General features: G+C 56.8%; 11 protein-coding genes. 8 read left to right on the plus strand and 3 right to left on the minus strand.

Going from position 1 to position 14,769, the window contains the following annotated elements:
* Positions 1-50: 50 nt before the first annotated feature.
* The gene (locus BEI65_RS08695) at positions 51-3,155 is read left to right on the plus strand and encodes an efflux RND transporter permease subunit (RefSeq protein ID WP_099062983.1); all 3,105 of its coding nucleotides are present in this window, start codon (positions 51-53) and stop codon (positions 3,153-3,155) included.
* A gap of 41 nt (positions 3,156-3,196) precedes the next feature.
* Complete coding sequence (locus BEI65_RS08700; RefSeq protein ID WP_099062984.1) at positions 3,197-3,829, plus strand: TetR/AcrR family transcriptional regulator; 633 nt, start codon at positions 3,197-3,199, stop codon at positions 3,827-3,829.
* Between the two features lie 26 nt (positions 3,830-3,855).
* On the opposite strand, the gene BEI65_RS08705 is transcribed toward BEI65_RS08700, so the two are convergent.
* Positions 3,856-5,583 carry an ABC-F family ATP-binding cassette domain-containing protein gene (locus tag BEI65_RS08705; RefSeq protein ID WP_099062985.1) on the minus strand — a complete coding sequence of 576 codons (1,728 nt, stop codon included), beginning with the start codon at positions 5,581-5,583 and terminating at the stop codon, positions 3,856-3,858.
* A 491-nt stretch (positions 5,584-6,074) separates the two neighbouring features.
* On the opposite strand from BEI65_RS08705, the gene BEI65_RS08710 reads away from it, so the two are divergent.
* Positions 6,075-8,501: a DUF3772 domain-containing protein gene (locus BEI65_RS08710; protein WP_198404418.1), complete on the plus strand. Its 2,427-nt coding sequence runs from the start codon at positions 6,075-6,077 to the stop codon at positions 8,499-8,501.
* Positions 8,502-8,550: 49 nt separating this feature from the next.
* Here the strand turns inward: BEI65_RS08710 and BEI65_RS26970 are convergent, their stop codons facing one another.
* A complete protein-coding gene (locus BEI65_RS26970) occupies positions 8,551-8,724 on the minus strand; it encodes a hypothetical protein (protein ID WP_165366349.1) in 174 nt (57 codons plus the stop codon).
* A 175-nt stretch (positions 8,725-8,899) separates the two neighbouring features.
* On the opposite strand from BEI65_RS26970, the gene BEI65_RS08715 reads away from it, so the two are divergent.
* Positions 8,900-9,169 (plus strand): PTS transporter subunit EIIB, encoded by a 270-nt coding sequence (locus BEI65_RS08715; protein WP_099062987.1) that lies wholly within the window; start codon positions 8,900-8,902, stop codon positions 9,167-9,169.
* Here BEI65_RS08715 and BEI65_RS08720 read toward each other — a convergent pair whose 3' ends face one another.
* Positions 9,170-10,102 (minus strand): LysR family transcriptional regulator, encoded by a 933-nt coding sequence (locus BEI65_RS08720; protein ID WP_099062988.1) that lies wholly within the window; start codon positions 10,100-10,102, stop codon positions 9,170-9,172.
* Positions 10,103-10,225: 123 nt separating this feature from the next.
* Between BEI65_RS08720 and BEI65_RS08725 the strand changes: the two genes are divergently transcribed.
* From BEI65_RS08725 to BEI65_RS08740, 4 genes are read left to right on the plus strand one after another with little or no spacing between them, the layout of a single operon-like run.
* Entirely contained in the window at positions 10,226-11,491 is a 1,266-nt protein-coding gene (locus BEI65_RS08725; RefSeq protein ID WP_099062989.1) for an ABC transporter substrate-binding protein, read from the plus strand.
* 39 nt (positions 11,492-11,530) lie between these two features.
* Positions 11,531-12,523 carry a carbohydrate ABC transporter permease gene (locus tag BEI65_RS08730; protein ID WP_099062990.1) on the plus strand — a complete coding sequence of 331 codons (993 nt, stop codon included), beginning with the start codon at positions 11,531-11,533 and terminating at the stop codon, positions 12,521-12,523.
* On the plus strand, positions 12,520-13,365 hold the full coding sequence (locus BEI65_RS08735; RefSeq protein ID WP_085116897.1) for a carbohydrate ABC transporter permease: 846 nt from the start codon (positions 12,520-12,522) through the stop codon (positions 13,363-13,365). Before BEI65_RS08730 ends, BEI65_RS08735 begins: the two co-directional genes overlap by 4 nt.
* Before the next feature lie 31 nt (positions 13,366-13,396).
* Positions 13,397-14,758 (plus strand): alpha-glucosidase, encoded by a 1,362-nt coding sequence (locus tag BEI65_RS08740; protein ID WP_099062991.1) that lies wholly within the window; start codon positions 13,397-13,399, stop codon positions 14,756-14,758.
* The last annotated feature ends 11 nt before the right edge of the window (positions 14,759-14,769 follow it).

A 14,769-nucleotide genomic window follows, 5' to 3' on the forward strand; every position in this document is an offset into this window, starting at 1 on the left:
AAGTAAATTAACGGATGTTAATTGTCCTTGTCCTGAGTGAGGGTTCAACCATGCTGGCGCATTTCTTTGTTTTTCGACCGGTGTTCGCCGCCGTACTGGCTATTTGCATTATGGCGGCGGGTATTCTGGCTTTACTGACTTTGCCGGTGGAACAATACCCGGATATCGCGCCGCCCGGTGTCACCGTCACCGCCAACTATCCGGGGGCGGCGGCAAAAACGGTGGAAGACAGCATCACGCAGGTGATTGAGCAGCAAATCAAAGGGATTGATGGCCTGCTGTATTTCTCATCGACCAGCAGTTCAGCCGGTCAGGCACGTATCAGCCTGAGCTTTGAGCAGCAGACCGATCCGGACATTGCTCAGGTGCAGGTACAGAATGCGGTTAACCAGGCCAACTCACGACTGCCGCAGGAAGTGCAGCAGCAGGGCATTACCGTCACCAAATCGCAGGGCGACAGCCTGATGGTAGTGGCGCTGTACGATACCAGCGGGCAAATGGATAACGTCGATATCAATGACTACCTTGTCAGCTCACTGCAGGACTCGCTCAGCCGGGTGGACGGAGTTGGCGAGACGACGGTGTTTGGCGCGCAATTCGCCATGCGCATTTGGTTGGATCCGCTGCGTTTAACCAGCTACGGCCTGATGCCATCAGACGTTCAGGCGGCGGTAGAGGCGCAGAATGCGCAGGTCACCAGCGGTGAGCTGGGATCACTGCCGACCGAGCCCGGCCAGGCGATGAATGCCACCGTGACGGCCCAATCACGGCTGCAAACGCCGGAACAGTTCAGCAATATTATTTTACGAACCAACACCGACGGCTCAGCGGTTTATCTTCGCGACGTTGCCCGGGTTGAGATAGGGGCGGAGAATTATCAGAACCAAACCCGGCTGAACGGTTATCCGGCTGCCGGCATCTCCATACAGTTGGCCTCCGGTGCCAATGCATTGGCGGTGGCCGAAAGCGTGCGTGCCGAGGTTGAACGTATGACCCCGCAGTTTCCCGCCGGCTTAAAAGTGGCCTATCCACGCGACAGCACGCCCTTTGTCACGGTTTCAATTGAAGGCGTGGTGCAGACGCTGATCGAGGCGATTATTCTGGTGGTGGTGGTGATGTATCTGTTTTTACAGAACTGGCGTGCCACCTTGATCCCGGCGATCACCGTGCCGGTAGTGCTGTTGGGCACCTTTGGCATTCTGGCGCTGTTGGGTTACAGCATAAATACCCTGACCTTGTTCGCCATGGTGCTGGCAATTGGCTTGTTGGTGGATGATGCGATAGTGGTGGTCGAAAACGTCGAACGCGTCATGGATGAGGAGGACTTGCCACCACAGGAGGCGACGCTGCGCTCGATGAGCGAGATCAACAGTGCGCTGATCGGTATTGCGCTGGTGCTGTCTGCGGTGTTTATTCCAATGGCGTTCCTCGGTGGCTCCACCGGGATTATCTACCGTCAATTCTCGATTACCATCGTTTCATCCATGGTGCTGTCAGTGCTGGTGGCACTGACGTTAACGCCGGCCCTGTGCGCCGGTTTGCTGCGTCCGTCATCCCATGGCCAACGCGGTTGGTTTTTCAGCCGATTTAACCGCGTGGTCGACCATAGTCAACAGGCTTACGGCCGTGGTTTGGCGCACATTCTGGCGCGCAAGGGGTTATATAGCCTGGTGGCATTGCTGATTACCGGCCTGATGGTGTGGCAATACTTGCGCATGCCGACCGGTTTTTTGCCGGTCGAGGATCAGGGCTCGGTGATGGTGCAATTTACTATGCCCTCCGGTACGCCGATGGCGAAAACACAGCAGGCCGCCGACGCCATTGCCGACTATTTCATGACCGAAGAAAAAGACAACCTTAGCGTTATTTTTATGGTGGTCGGGCGAAACAATGCCGGCAGCGCGCAGAATGTCGGCATGGCGTTTGCGGAGTTAAAAAACTGGGATTTGCGCGACGGCAGCGAGAATACCGCGCAGGCGATCATTGCTCGCGCCAACCAGCATTTTAAAAGCGCCCGTGACATGCAGGTCAACGTGCTGTCACCTCCGGCGGTACGCGGTTTGGGGCAGTCCAGCGGCTTTGAATTATGGCTGCAGGATCAGAGCAATGCCGGCCACGACGAACTGCAACAGGCGCAGCAAAAGGTGATTGCCGCCGCGACTGATAACCCACTGCTTACCGCGGTACGGGTGAACGGCCTGGAGGACAAAGCGCAGCTCCAGGTGGATATCGACCAGCAGAAGGCCAGTGCACAAGGGTTGCAGCAGGCAGATATTAACAACACGCTGTCGGCGGCCTGGGGGGGCGCCTATATCAATGATTTTATCGATCGTGGGCGGGTGAAACGCGTTTATATGCAGGGGGAGTCCTCCTCGCGCTCCGCGCCGGATGACATTAATCAGTGGTTTGTTCGCGGTAGCAGCGGCAGCATGGCGTCATTCGCCAGCTTTGCCAACACGCGCTGGCTTTCCGGACCGCAAATGCTGCAACGCTTTAATGGCTTATCGGCCACTCAATTGCAGGGTTCGTCGGTGTCAGGCGAGAGCTCGGGCACGGCCATGGCCCAGATGCAGGGCATTATCGCGGAGGTGGAAGGATTTGGGCTGGAGTGGAGTGGGCTTTCCTATCAGGAACAGGTGGCCGCAGGCCAAACGCTGTGGATCTATCTGGCTTCCGTGCTGTTTATTTTTCTGTGCCTGGCGGCACTGTATGAAAGCTGGTCGATTCCGATCGCGGTAATGCTGATTATTCCCCTGGGGATTGTCGGCGCGGTGCTCGCTACGCGGCTGGCAGGGTTTGAGAACGACATCTATTTCCAGGTGGGTATGCTGACCACGATTGGGCTATCGGCCAAGAATGCGATCCTGATTATCGAATTTGCCGAGGCGCAGATGAAATCAGGCCAGGCACTGTTGGCGGCCACGCTTGAGGGCGCGCGCCTGCGTTTGCGACCTATCGTTATGACCTCGTTGGCGTTTGTCGCCGGGGTGATCCCGCTGGCGCTGTCGGTGGGGGCCGGTGCATCAAGCCGCCGCGAGATAGGGATTGCGGTGATCGGCGGCATGATTTCTGGCACACTGTTGGCATTGTTATTTGTCCCGCTGTTTTTTGTGCTGGTTAAACAAGGACTGGCACGCTTAAAAAGCAAAAAATAATCCTTTCGACACGATGTCTGCATGGCAGGAGTGAATACACCATGAACAACCGGCAACCGGGGCGTCCCATGAAGGCCAAACCGCGAATATTGGCCACTGCCAGCGAGCTGTTTTTGACGCAGGGGTTGGATATTTCGCTGGATGTGATTGCCACCGAGGCCGGCACCACCCGACAAACGCTGTACAACCATTTCCCGGGGAAAGATGCGCTGGTGCTGGAGACCTTCGGTTATATGAAGGAGCTGATGCAGCCGCCGTTAAACACCCTTTTGGCTGGAGATACTCAGGATTTATCCCCGGTGCTGATGCGTTTTGCTGCCGTCGTGCAGGATCACTTTTTTCAGAGCAAAAATATTCACTTTCAGCGCTTGCTGATCCAACTGTTACAGCAACGGCCGGAATTATACGCCACTTTGCAACAGCGAGAGTCCGGGCGGGTTCTGCAAGGGTTAGTCAGTTTATTACAGCAGGCGCAGCAGCGAGGGCAACTGCAACTCGGCGACGTTGAACTGCAGGCACAGGCATTTTTGGGTGCCGTGATGGGTTACTCGCTGCCTGCGGCGCTGTTGTCTGACGAACTGCCGGATAAGGCCCACTTGCAACGGCTGGCCATCACCACGGTAACGATCTTTTTACGTGCCTGGGGTTATCAGGGCGAGATGCCGGTGGAGTGAGGCCGCCCGTGGGCGGCCTGTGAAGGTTAGTCCAGACTCAACCGGCCGCTGAGGGTGGCAATCTCTTCGCGCCATTGCTGTTGCAACTGGGTTTTTTGATGCTTGGGTTTGCGTGCCAGATCCTCCTGCAGTTTGCTTTCCAGCTCAAACAGCGCGGCCAGCAGCCGCTCTTCGTCATCCTGCGCCAACGGATGACTGACGGCATCCCGGCTCGCTGCGGTTACTGGCGCAGCATCACGCACTTCTGACAGTCGGGTATAGACCGGTTCCAGATCCTGCCACTCTTCCAGCCGCTGATGGTCAATCAACCAGAAACGGTTGCAGCTATTTTCGATCAGCATCCGGTCATGAGTAACCAGTATCACGGCGCCTTCAAACTGACGCAGCGTCTCCGCCAACTCTTCCTTGCCTTCCATATCCAGATGGTTGGTCGGTTCGTCGAGTAACAGCAGCGAATGGTTAGCCAGCGTCAGACCAACAAACAGCAGGCGTGAACGCTCGCCGCCGCTCAGGGTACTGATGCGTTGCTGATGACGCAGATAAGGGAAACCGGCGCCAATCAACGCCATTTTCCGCTGGTCTTCGGTCAGCGCTGCGAAGTGGGTTAATGCTTCGCTTAGCGTGTCGTCATCATGCAACTGTTGCAGACTTTGATCGTAATACCCAATGCGTACCCGCGGATGGAAAACCGTTTCCCGCAGGGACGCGTCCTGGTATTCCCGCCACAGATGCTGCAGCAGCGATGATTTACCGCAGCCGTTACGCCCGACGATAGCGATGCGGTCCCCGCTTTTGACCCGCAATGGATCGAGACGGAACAGCACCGGTGCATCGACCGCCGGGCGCACTGCCAGTGGTGGCAGAGCCAATAGACGATCGGCATCCACGGCTTCCCCCTTCAGCCTGAGGCGCCACTGGCTGCCCGCGCTGAGCGTGGTTTGCTCCTCCTTCAGCCGATCAACGCGCTTTTCCATTTGCTTGGCCTTGCGGGCCAGATCTTCGTTATCGTAAACCTTGCCCCAGATGGCCAGCCGCTGGGCGCTTTTTGCCACCCGATCGATCTCTTTCTGCTCCGCCTGACGGCGATGGGCATCTGCGGCATCCTGTTCCTCCAGCGCCTGACGCGCCGCAGTACAGGGCAAACGGAAGAACTGCAGGGTTTTGTCACGCAGGATCCAGGTGCAGTTAGTCACCTGATCCAACAGGTAACGATCGTGGGAGACCAGCACAAAGCTGCCGGACCAGTTTTGCAAGAACCGCTCCAGCCACAGCAGCGTGGGCAAGTCCAGATGGTTGCTGGGCTCATCCAGCAGCAGCAGGTCGGGTTGACGGATTAACGCGCGCGCCAGCAGCAGGCGGGTGTGCTGGCCACCGCTCAGGGTACCGGCGGTCAGCGTCCATGACGCTGGCGCGAAACCCAGACGGGCCAGCAGCACTTCGCCTTGCCAGCTTTCACTGACGCGTTGATTTTCTGGCAGCCGGGCCAGTACCGCCTCCAGCAGGGTACAGCCGTGCAGGGTTTCGGGCAGGTGTTGTTCTACCCGCGCCATCAAACACTGATGAGCCGGGGTCACGCTGCCGCTGCCGGTAGGCAGATCGCCGCTGAGAATTTTAAGCAGGGTGCTTTTGCCACAGCCGTTGTGGCCGATTAAACCAATGCGGTCGCCTTTCTTCAGGCTAAAAGAAACCTCAACCAGCAGAGGGCCGAAATTGTTGTCGTAACCGACAGATTGTGCAGAAAGTAATGTGCTCATTGCTTACTCAAGAGTTACAGGCATGCAGATGCCTATCGTCAAACATCGCTGACGACAACCCGGTAAGCCGGAGGGAAGGGACTTCAGATTTTAGTAAACTTCGCTCAAGCCTGGGTTATCGCAGCACGATACCGGTAATGCTTGAGCAGCCGTGATTACTATAGAAGTGTGAGTAAAAAAATAATTCACACATCGACATAGTAATCCTCCTTTTATAACGTTGGTTAATGAGTGAGCTGAGTATAGGGCGCTTTGGTCGGTTACGCCACTGTGAATGACTTTAGTTATCAGTGTGGTAAACGGAAAAATCTGTTGGTGTCACGCAGAGAAATGCGATGGTGTAAATAATCGTGCTGAATGGGAGTAATACTGATATTTAAGCGCAGATTAAGCAGTTATCATAATCACAGTTTATGATTAGCCAGGCGGGTCGGTAAATACCGACCCGCCTGTTTCGTCTGTCTATCATGCAAACGCTGAGCACCGAATTTATGTTAAAGCCCCGCCAGATTATTCTTTTTCTGTTCCTGCTGTTTGGCTTGCAGTTAGCGCCGCTCACCAGCGTCGCTGCGCAGGATGATGCCCCGGTTGCCGAAAGTACGCCGGATACTGCCACCGCGCTGAAGAACTACCAAAAACAGTTGGACAGCATCAAGCAGCAGGTCTCCAAAGCTGACAATGATAACCAGCTCAGCAAGCTGAAGTTGGCTAACGACGATCTGGCCGCGGGACTGGACAAACTGGCGACCGATCTGCAACCGGCGCAGGAAAAACTGCAGGGGCAGTTGGACGTCCTGGGCCCACAGCCGGTGGCCGGTTCGATGGCTGAAACTGCCGCCGTGGTACAGCAGCGTAATGCCTTGAATAACAGCAAAAAGCAGCTGGACGATGCGGTAAAACGCGCGCAGGCCATGAAAGCCAGCGCGATCGACCTGGGCCAGCAAATCAGCGACTTGCGCCGTGTGGCGTTCAAAACCCAATTGGCGTTGAACACCGGCAGCGTACTGGGTGGCAAGTTTTGGTCACCGGTAGTGCAACCTGCGGACAGTGACGTGCAGCGATTGAATGAGTTCAATACTGCGATGAAACAGGCCTGGGATGCCAGTTGGCAGGAAGAGTGGCGCTACGGCACCCTGAGTCTGCTGGTGTTGGCGGTGGTTATCTGGTCATGGGGGCGCTATTTCTCCGAACGCTTTCTGGCCTGGGTGAGCATCCGCTTTCTGCCGGACGGGCGTTTACGCCGCAGCTTTATGGCCATGGTCACCGTCAGCGTTACGGTGATCACCACCAGTATTGCGCTGAATCTGCTGTATCTTACTTTTACCCGTGCGCAGCCTTTGCCGGGGATGCTGGAGGATTTCGCCGAGGGCTTTAATCGACTGGGGATTTTCTGTGCGTTGATCGCCGGGCTGGGCCGCGCGACGTTGTCCCTCAACCGCCCGTCATGGCGTCTGGGCTCGATGGATGATGCCGTTGCCGCCGGTTTGCGCTATTTTTCGCCGCTGTTGGCGGGGCTAACCTTGGCATTTGGCTCGATAGAACTGGTCAACAACGTGGTGAGTACCAGCCTGGCCACCACTATTTTCGGCAATGGTTTGGTTGCCGGATTAATCGGTATGGTGCTGTTGGCGATGCCGCTGCGTTCCCAGCGCATCCGTCGCCAGTTGGAACAGCAGGGCGAACACGTAGAGAAACGCTCCACCATCAGTGGTTTGTTGCACATGAGCACCCTGGTGTGTTCAGTGGTTATCCTGTTCTCACTGCTGGTGGGGTATATCGCCTTCGCCCGATTCCTGACCTATCAGGTGATCTGGATTGCCCTGGTGTTGATGGCATTCTATTTCCTGCTGATGTTCGCTACCGACCTGTGCGGGGCGATCTTTTCGCCGCAGACCGCCAGCGGCAAAACGCTGAAAAAGTCGTTTAACTTTAAGGATCGTCATCTGGAGCAGATGGCGATTATCTTCACCGCCATTGCCAAGTGTTCGCTGCTGTTATTGATGATTGTCTCGCTGTTTAACGGCTCGTTCGGCACCACCACGCCCAATTCCTTGCTGGACAAGATCATCGCCATCCTGAGCGGTGAAGGGTTGCAGCGATTGAATATCGTGCCGGGCAACCTGATCAACTCGGTGATTTGCCTGGTGATTGGCATCTATATTCTGCGGGTTACTCAGCGCTGGCTTAGCCAGGAACTGCTGCCGAAAACCATTTCAGACATTGGTATTCGCGCATCGCTGGTTACTCTGTTCAGTAATGTGGGTTATGTGCTGCTGATCCTGATCACCCTGGCGGCGTTGGGCATCCAGTGGAACAATTTGGCGTGGATCGTCAGTGCGTTGTCGGTCGGTATCGGTTTTGGTCTGCAGGAAATCGTGAAGAACTTTATTTCCGGACTGATCCTGCTGACCGAACGGCCGGTAAAAGTGGGCGATATGATCGGGATCGGTGGCGTGGAAGGGGATGTGCGTCGCATTAACGTGCGCGCCACCGAGATCCAGCTCAGCGACCGTTCGACGATGATCGTACCCAACTCGCAGCTCATCTCGCAAAACGTGCGTAACGCCACCATGGGTAATGCCCAGGGTGTGGTGACTATCGCGCTGACCTTCCCGACAGATATCGACCCGGAGCAGGTGCGCAATATTCTGCTGAGTGCCTACCAGGAGTATGAAGCCATCCAGGATACCCCGGCGCCTTATGTTCGCTTTAGCCAGCTCGGCCCGGAAGGCATTATCCTCAGCGTGACCGGCTATGTAGCCAGCCCGCGTATGGTGGGTGCCACCAAAAGTGAGCTGCTGTTCAATATTCTCAAACTGCTGCGGGCTGAGCGGGTCAATATGTCCAGCCCACAGGAAGTGGTGTTTATGAAACAGCAGGCGAAAAACCTGACCAACGACGAAGAGCAATCCTCGTAATCTGCTGACTTCTACGGCCGGTCCTGAGGGGCCGGACGTAGGAGTAAACTCAGTGCATCGCCGGTACCACGGACTGCGAACAGTCGCTGTTGGCACTGGCGGAAGAGTTATTACAGGTCTGTGGATCATTATGCACCGGCGGTGGCGGTACATCCTGCGGGCCGCCCCGGCCCATACAGCCGGAAAGCATCAGCAGCAAAAACAGGGGGATCATCGCTTTCATTTCACTTACCTCCGAACTCATCATTCCATTAAGTATATGCCCTGAAAGGCACTCCCACCGCCCAATGATGCGCTATAGATGGCGTCTATATCCGCGTGGATGAAACCAATTTCACTTTGGCCTGCCGCCGGCTCTATGCTGTTGTTGCATAGGGCAATCTCATTCAGGGGGCATCATGGAAACACATCAATTGGCGGCATCACTGCTGGCCGCGTTCGGCGGTGAAGAAAATTTGGTCAAACTGCGCTACTGCGCCAGCCGTATCAGGGCGGAACTGCACGACGGCGGGCGACTGGATCGGCAGAGCATCGATAACCTGCCGGGCGTTAAAGCCTTGCTGGAGGTGGAAACGCCCCAGTCGACCACCGAGTATCAGTTGGTGGTCGGGCCGGGGAATGCCAAACCCTTGTATCAGGCGCTGATCGCGCTGGGCGGTGAGAAGTAGCTACAGCAGCGGGCGGATCTGTTCCAGGTGTTGCTGCATTAAGCTTTGCATCTGCACCACGTGGGGCGCATCCGCCTTTTCGCGCATCAGGTAAATACCGACGGTGCAGCGTTGGCCTGGCTGCGTCAGCTGCAGCGGCTCAATGCCGTATTCGGCAAAATACCCGGCCATACAAGAAGGATAGGCCAGCAGCACCGCATCGGAATCGTTGATCATATCCACCGCCGACATCATCGAATTGGTCGAACAAATCACCCGTTCCGCCAGGTGCAGGCGGTTGCGTGCCAGTTTTTTCGGCTGCATATCCTCCACCATATGATGATAGCGGCTTTCATCCGGCGTCAGCTCAACGCAAGAGTAGTCCAGCAGCGCATCCGGCCCCACCGGTTGGCCCAGCAGTGGGTGTCCGCGCCGCACGAACATGGTGTCGCGGGTACCGAACAGCGGCAGAAAGCTGATGCCTGCCTTGGGGTTCAACCCCTGAATTTCGTGGCCGATAAACAAATCGATATCCCCGCCCAATAACAGGTCCATCAGGCGCAGGTGGTTACCCAGATCGATATGGATATTCACCATCGGGTGGAGTTGGCGGTAGGCATTGAAGCTGTCACGTACAAACATGTACCACCAGGCATGGCCGGTGCCCATGCGCAGGCTCTGCTCCTGACGCGCCTTGATAAACGCCAGTTTGATCAGCGTATTGTCATAAATTCGCTGCATCATCTGCGCCTGTTCCAGCAGCAAATCGCCGTACTCGGTGGTTTTCACCCCGGTGGAGGTGCGCTCCAGCAACTGCACCCCCAGATTCTCCTCCAGCTTCTTCATGTTGTGGGTCAGCGTCGGCTGGCTCAGGCAAAGCTTGTTTGCTGCATGACTCACATTTTTGAACATCGCTACTTCGATAAACTGCCGCAGAATTTTGTCCACGATCATATTTTCCACTGGTGGTATAGAAAGTTTCTATATCGTAGCGGCGAAAAACGATTTCCGCCAATGACCCGCCTTCGATAGCTTGCTCTCATGCCGGTATTTCCAGCCGCCACCAGAGAGGATGCAATGAGAAGATTGATACCGAGTATGGTTGCCGTCGCCCTGGCGCTGATGTCCGGTCAGGTTGTGGCCGAGACGCTGCGCATGCAGTGCGCGCCCAGCAAAGAAGGGCGCCAATACTGCAATGAGATTAAACAGCGTTTTGAGGCTCAGACCGGCTATACCCTGGAGTTTATCGATCTTCCCCCGGCCTCTGATGAAAAGCTGTCGTTGTTCCAGCAACTGTTTGCCGCCAAAGACGCCAGCGCCATCGATCTGTTTCAGGCAGATACCGTATGGATTGGCGTGCTGAACAAACACCTGTTGGATCTGACCGACAGCGTGGCCGACATCAAACAGGATTTCTTCCCCGCCGCCTGGCAAAACAATGTGGTAAACGGCCGTGTGAAAGCGGTACCGGCTTACCTGGACAGCGGCGCGCTCTACTACCGTAAGGATCTGCTGGAAAAATACGCTGAGCAACCGCCGGTAACCTGGGCCGATCTGACCCGTATTGCCACCCGCATTCAGCAGGGTGAACGTGCAGCCGGTCATAAAAACTTTTGGGGACTGGTGTTCCAGGGCAAATCCTATGAGGGGTTGACCTGCAACGCCCTGGAGTGGGTGGCTTCGCAGAACGGCGGCAGTTTTATCGACGCCCAGGGCAATATCACCATCAATAATCCCCAAGCGGCACAGGCGCTGGATATGGCCGCCGGCTGGATCGGCAAAATCACCCCGAAGGGCACGCTGGGTTACATGGAAGAAGAGTCGCGGGCGCTATTCCAGAACGGCGATGCGATGTTTATGCGCAACTGGCCATACGCCTACGTCCTGGCACAGGACAGCAGCAGTGCGATCCGCGGCAAGGTGGGCGTGATGCCGTTGCCGAAGGGGGCCGACGGGCACTCGGTCAGTGCACTGGGCGGCTGGCAGTGGGCGATCAACGGTTACACCAGGCACCCGCAGGCGGCAATCGCGTTGCTGAAAATCGTCAGCGACGCCGAATCACAAAAACGGGCGCTGGCACTGATGGGCCAGGCACCTTCACGCACCGCGTTATACGACGATCCACAGGTATTGGCGCAGGCGCCTTATCTGGCGGACTTCAAGGGCATTTTCGCCCAGGCGATGCCGCGCCCGGCCACCCAAACCAAACGGCAGTATGCGCAGGTCTCCAGAGCGATCTACAACGCCACCTTTAACGTATTACGCGGTGATAGTGACGGTGTCACGGCGGTGGCGGATTTACAGCAGCGACTGGAGCGGATCAAAGCCAGAGGATGGCGTTGAAAGCAGGGCAATCATCCATTAACCGCCGGAGTCTGATGCATGAAACGCAATACTGAGGCTTTATCCCTGACGGTCACGCCCGCTTCCGCGCAGGCACGGCCGGCCAGACGCAGCAAGCTTAATCACCAGCAGCGTCGCAGCCGTATCGCCTGGTTGCTGGTGGCCCCGGCGATGCTGTTGCTGGCGGCGGTGGCGGGCTGGCCGTTGCTGCGCACCCTGTTTTACAGCTTTACCGATGCCATGCTGGACGCACCGGACGATTACCGCTTTGTCGGTTTTGCCAATTACCTGGACCTGACCGAGGGCGGCCACCATTACGGCGTGCTGGCAGATCCGCTGTGGTGGCTGGCAGTCGGCAATACGCTGCGCTTTAGCCTGCTGTCGGTGTCGCTGGAGCTGGTGTTCGGCATGCTGCTGGCGCTGTTGATGAATCAGAAGTTCCGCGGTCAGGGGTTGGTACGCACCGCCATTCTGGTGCCCTGGGCCATTCCGACCATTGTTTCCGCCAAGATGTGGGGCTGGATGTTCCACGACCAGTACGGGGTGGTGAATGACCTGTTGCTCAAGACCGGCATCATCGCCACGCCGCTGGCCTGGGTGGCGGAGCCGGGGCTGTCGATGTGGGCGGTGGTGATTGCCGACGTCTGGAAAACCACGCCGTTTATGGCCTTGATGCTGCTGGCCGCGCTGCAACTGATCCCCGGCGATCTGTATGAGGCCGCCCGGGTCGACGGGGCCAACGCCTGGCAGCGCTTTCGCCGCATTACCCTGCCACTGATTATGCCGGCGATGATTGTCGCGCTGATTTTCCGGGTGATGGATGCGCTGCGGGTGTTTGATCTGATCTACGTGCTGACCTCCAACAGCGAGGCCACGGTATCGGTATCCGGCTATGCCCGCGATCGCATGGTCAGTTATCAGGAAATGGGTGCCGGCTCTGCCGCTTCGGTGCTGGTGTTTATGATGGTGGCGGGCATTGCCGCCTGTTTCCTCACGCTGGGCCGCCTGAATGACAAGGAGAAACAAGCATGAAACTGAGCCGCCAACAACAAAAATACGGCCATAAGACGCTGATCTTTGCCAGTGCCGCCTTGGCCAGCGTGATCTGCCTGTTTCCATTCTATTACGCGCTGATCACCTCGTTACGTTCCGGGCAGGATCTGTTCCAGGTTGCCTATTTGCCGAGCAACCTGCACTGGGGCAATTACCTGACCGCGCTGATGGATAACGGCATTGCCCGCAGCCTGCTGAATTCCATCGTGGTGGCGACGCTGACGGTAGGCATCTGCCTGCTGGTGTCGATTACCGCTGCCTTCGCCCTGGCACGCATCCGCTTTCGTGGCCGCAAATACCTGCTGTTCACCATTCTTTGCGTGTCGATGTTCCCGCAGGTGGCAGTGCTGTCCGGCATGTTCGAACTGGTGCGCTTTATGGGGCTGTATGACTCGCTGGGCGCGCTGGTGCTGTCCTATACCACGTTCTCACTGCCGTTTACCGTCTGGGTGCTGACCACCTTTATGAAGGCGATCCCGGCGGAACTGGAGGAGGCGGCAATCGTCGACGGCGCCGGTACCTGGACCATCATCACCCGCATCTTTGCGCCCATTATGGGGCCGTCGCTGGTGACCACCGGGCTATTGGCCTTTATCGGTGCCTGGAATGAATTCATGTTCGCCCTGACCTTTGTTATCTCCAGCGGCAAACGCACCGTGCCGGTGGCGATTGGCATGCTGCAGGGCGCCTCTCAGTACGAACTTCCCTGGGGCACCATCATGGCGGCCTCGGTCATCGTCACACTGCCGATCATCGCACTGGTGCTGATTTTCCAGCGCCGCATCGTCAGCGGATTAACCAACGGCGCAGTAAAAGGCTGATTTTCGATTAACCCTAAGCAGGAGCAAACCAATGGCTACAAAAATCGTTTTAGTGGGTGCAGGCAGCGCGCAATTCGGCTACGGCACGCTGGGGGATATCTTCCAGAGCAAGACGCTGTACGGCAGTGAAATTGTGCTGCATGACATCAATCCTGCCGCCCTGGCGGTGACCGAGAAAACGGCCCGGGACTTTTTGGCAGCGGAAGATCTGCCGTTTACCGTCAGCGCCACCACCGATCGCAAAACGGCACTGAACGGGGCGGCATTTGTGATTATCTCCATCGAAGTGGGTGACCGCTTTGCGCTGTGGGATCTCGACTGGCAAATCCCGCAGCAGTATGGCATTCAACAGGTGTATGGCGAAAACGGTGGCCCCGGCGGCCTGTTCCATTCACTGCGGATTATTCCACCGATCCTCGACATCTGCGCCGACGTTGCCGATATTTGCCCGAACGCCTGGATATTTAACTATTCCAACCCGATGAGCCGCATCTGCACTACCGTGCATCGTCGCTTCCCGCAGCTCAACTTTGTCGGCATGTGCCACGAAATCGCCTCACTGGAACGCTATCTGCCGGAAATGCTGGGTACGTCGTTCGACAATCTCACCCTGCGGGCCGCCGGGCTTAATCACTTTAGCGTATTGCTGGAAGCCAGTTATAAAGACAGCGGCAAAGATGCTTATGCCGACGTGCGTGCCAAGGCACCGGATTACTTCTCCCGCCTGCCGGGCTACAGCGACATTCTGGCTTACACCCGCACCCACGGCAAACTGGTACAGACCGAGGGCAGCACCGAGCGCGATGCGCTGGGCGGTAAAGACAGCGCTTATCCCTGGGCTGACCGCACGCTGTTCAAAGAGATCCTGGAGAAATTCCACCACTTGCCGATCACCGGCGACAGCCATTTTGGTGAGTACATCCGCTGGGCCAGCGAGGTCAGCGACCACCGCGGCATCCTCGATTTTTACACCTTCTATCGCAATTACCTGGGCCATGTGCAGCCAAAAATCGAACTCAAGCTGAAGGAGCGCGTGGTGCCGATCATGGAAGGGATCCTGACCGATTCAGGTTATGAAGAGTCGGCGGTCAATATCCCGAACCAGGGCTTTATCAAACAGCTGCCGGCGTTTATTGCGGTTGAAGTGCCGGCAATTATCGATAGCAAGGGCGTGCACGGCATCAAGGTCAATATGCCCGCCGGTATCGGTGGCTTGCTGAGCAATCAGATCGCCATCCATGACCTGACGGCTGACGCGGTGATTGAAGGCTCGCGCGATCTGGTGATCCAGGCGTTACTGGTGGATTCGGTTAACGACAAATGCCGGGCGATCCCCGAACTGGTGGACGTGATGATTTCACGCCAGGGCCCGTGGCTCGACTACCTGAAATAAGCCGGATGGCG

Origin of the sequence: Serratia sp. BW106 (assembly GCF_002607755.1) — a bacterium.
In the GTDB taxonomy this organism is placed as follows: Bacteria; Pseudomonadota; Gammaproteobacteria; order Enterobacterales; family Enterobacteriaceae; genus Serratia; species Serratia proteamaculans.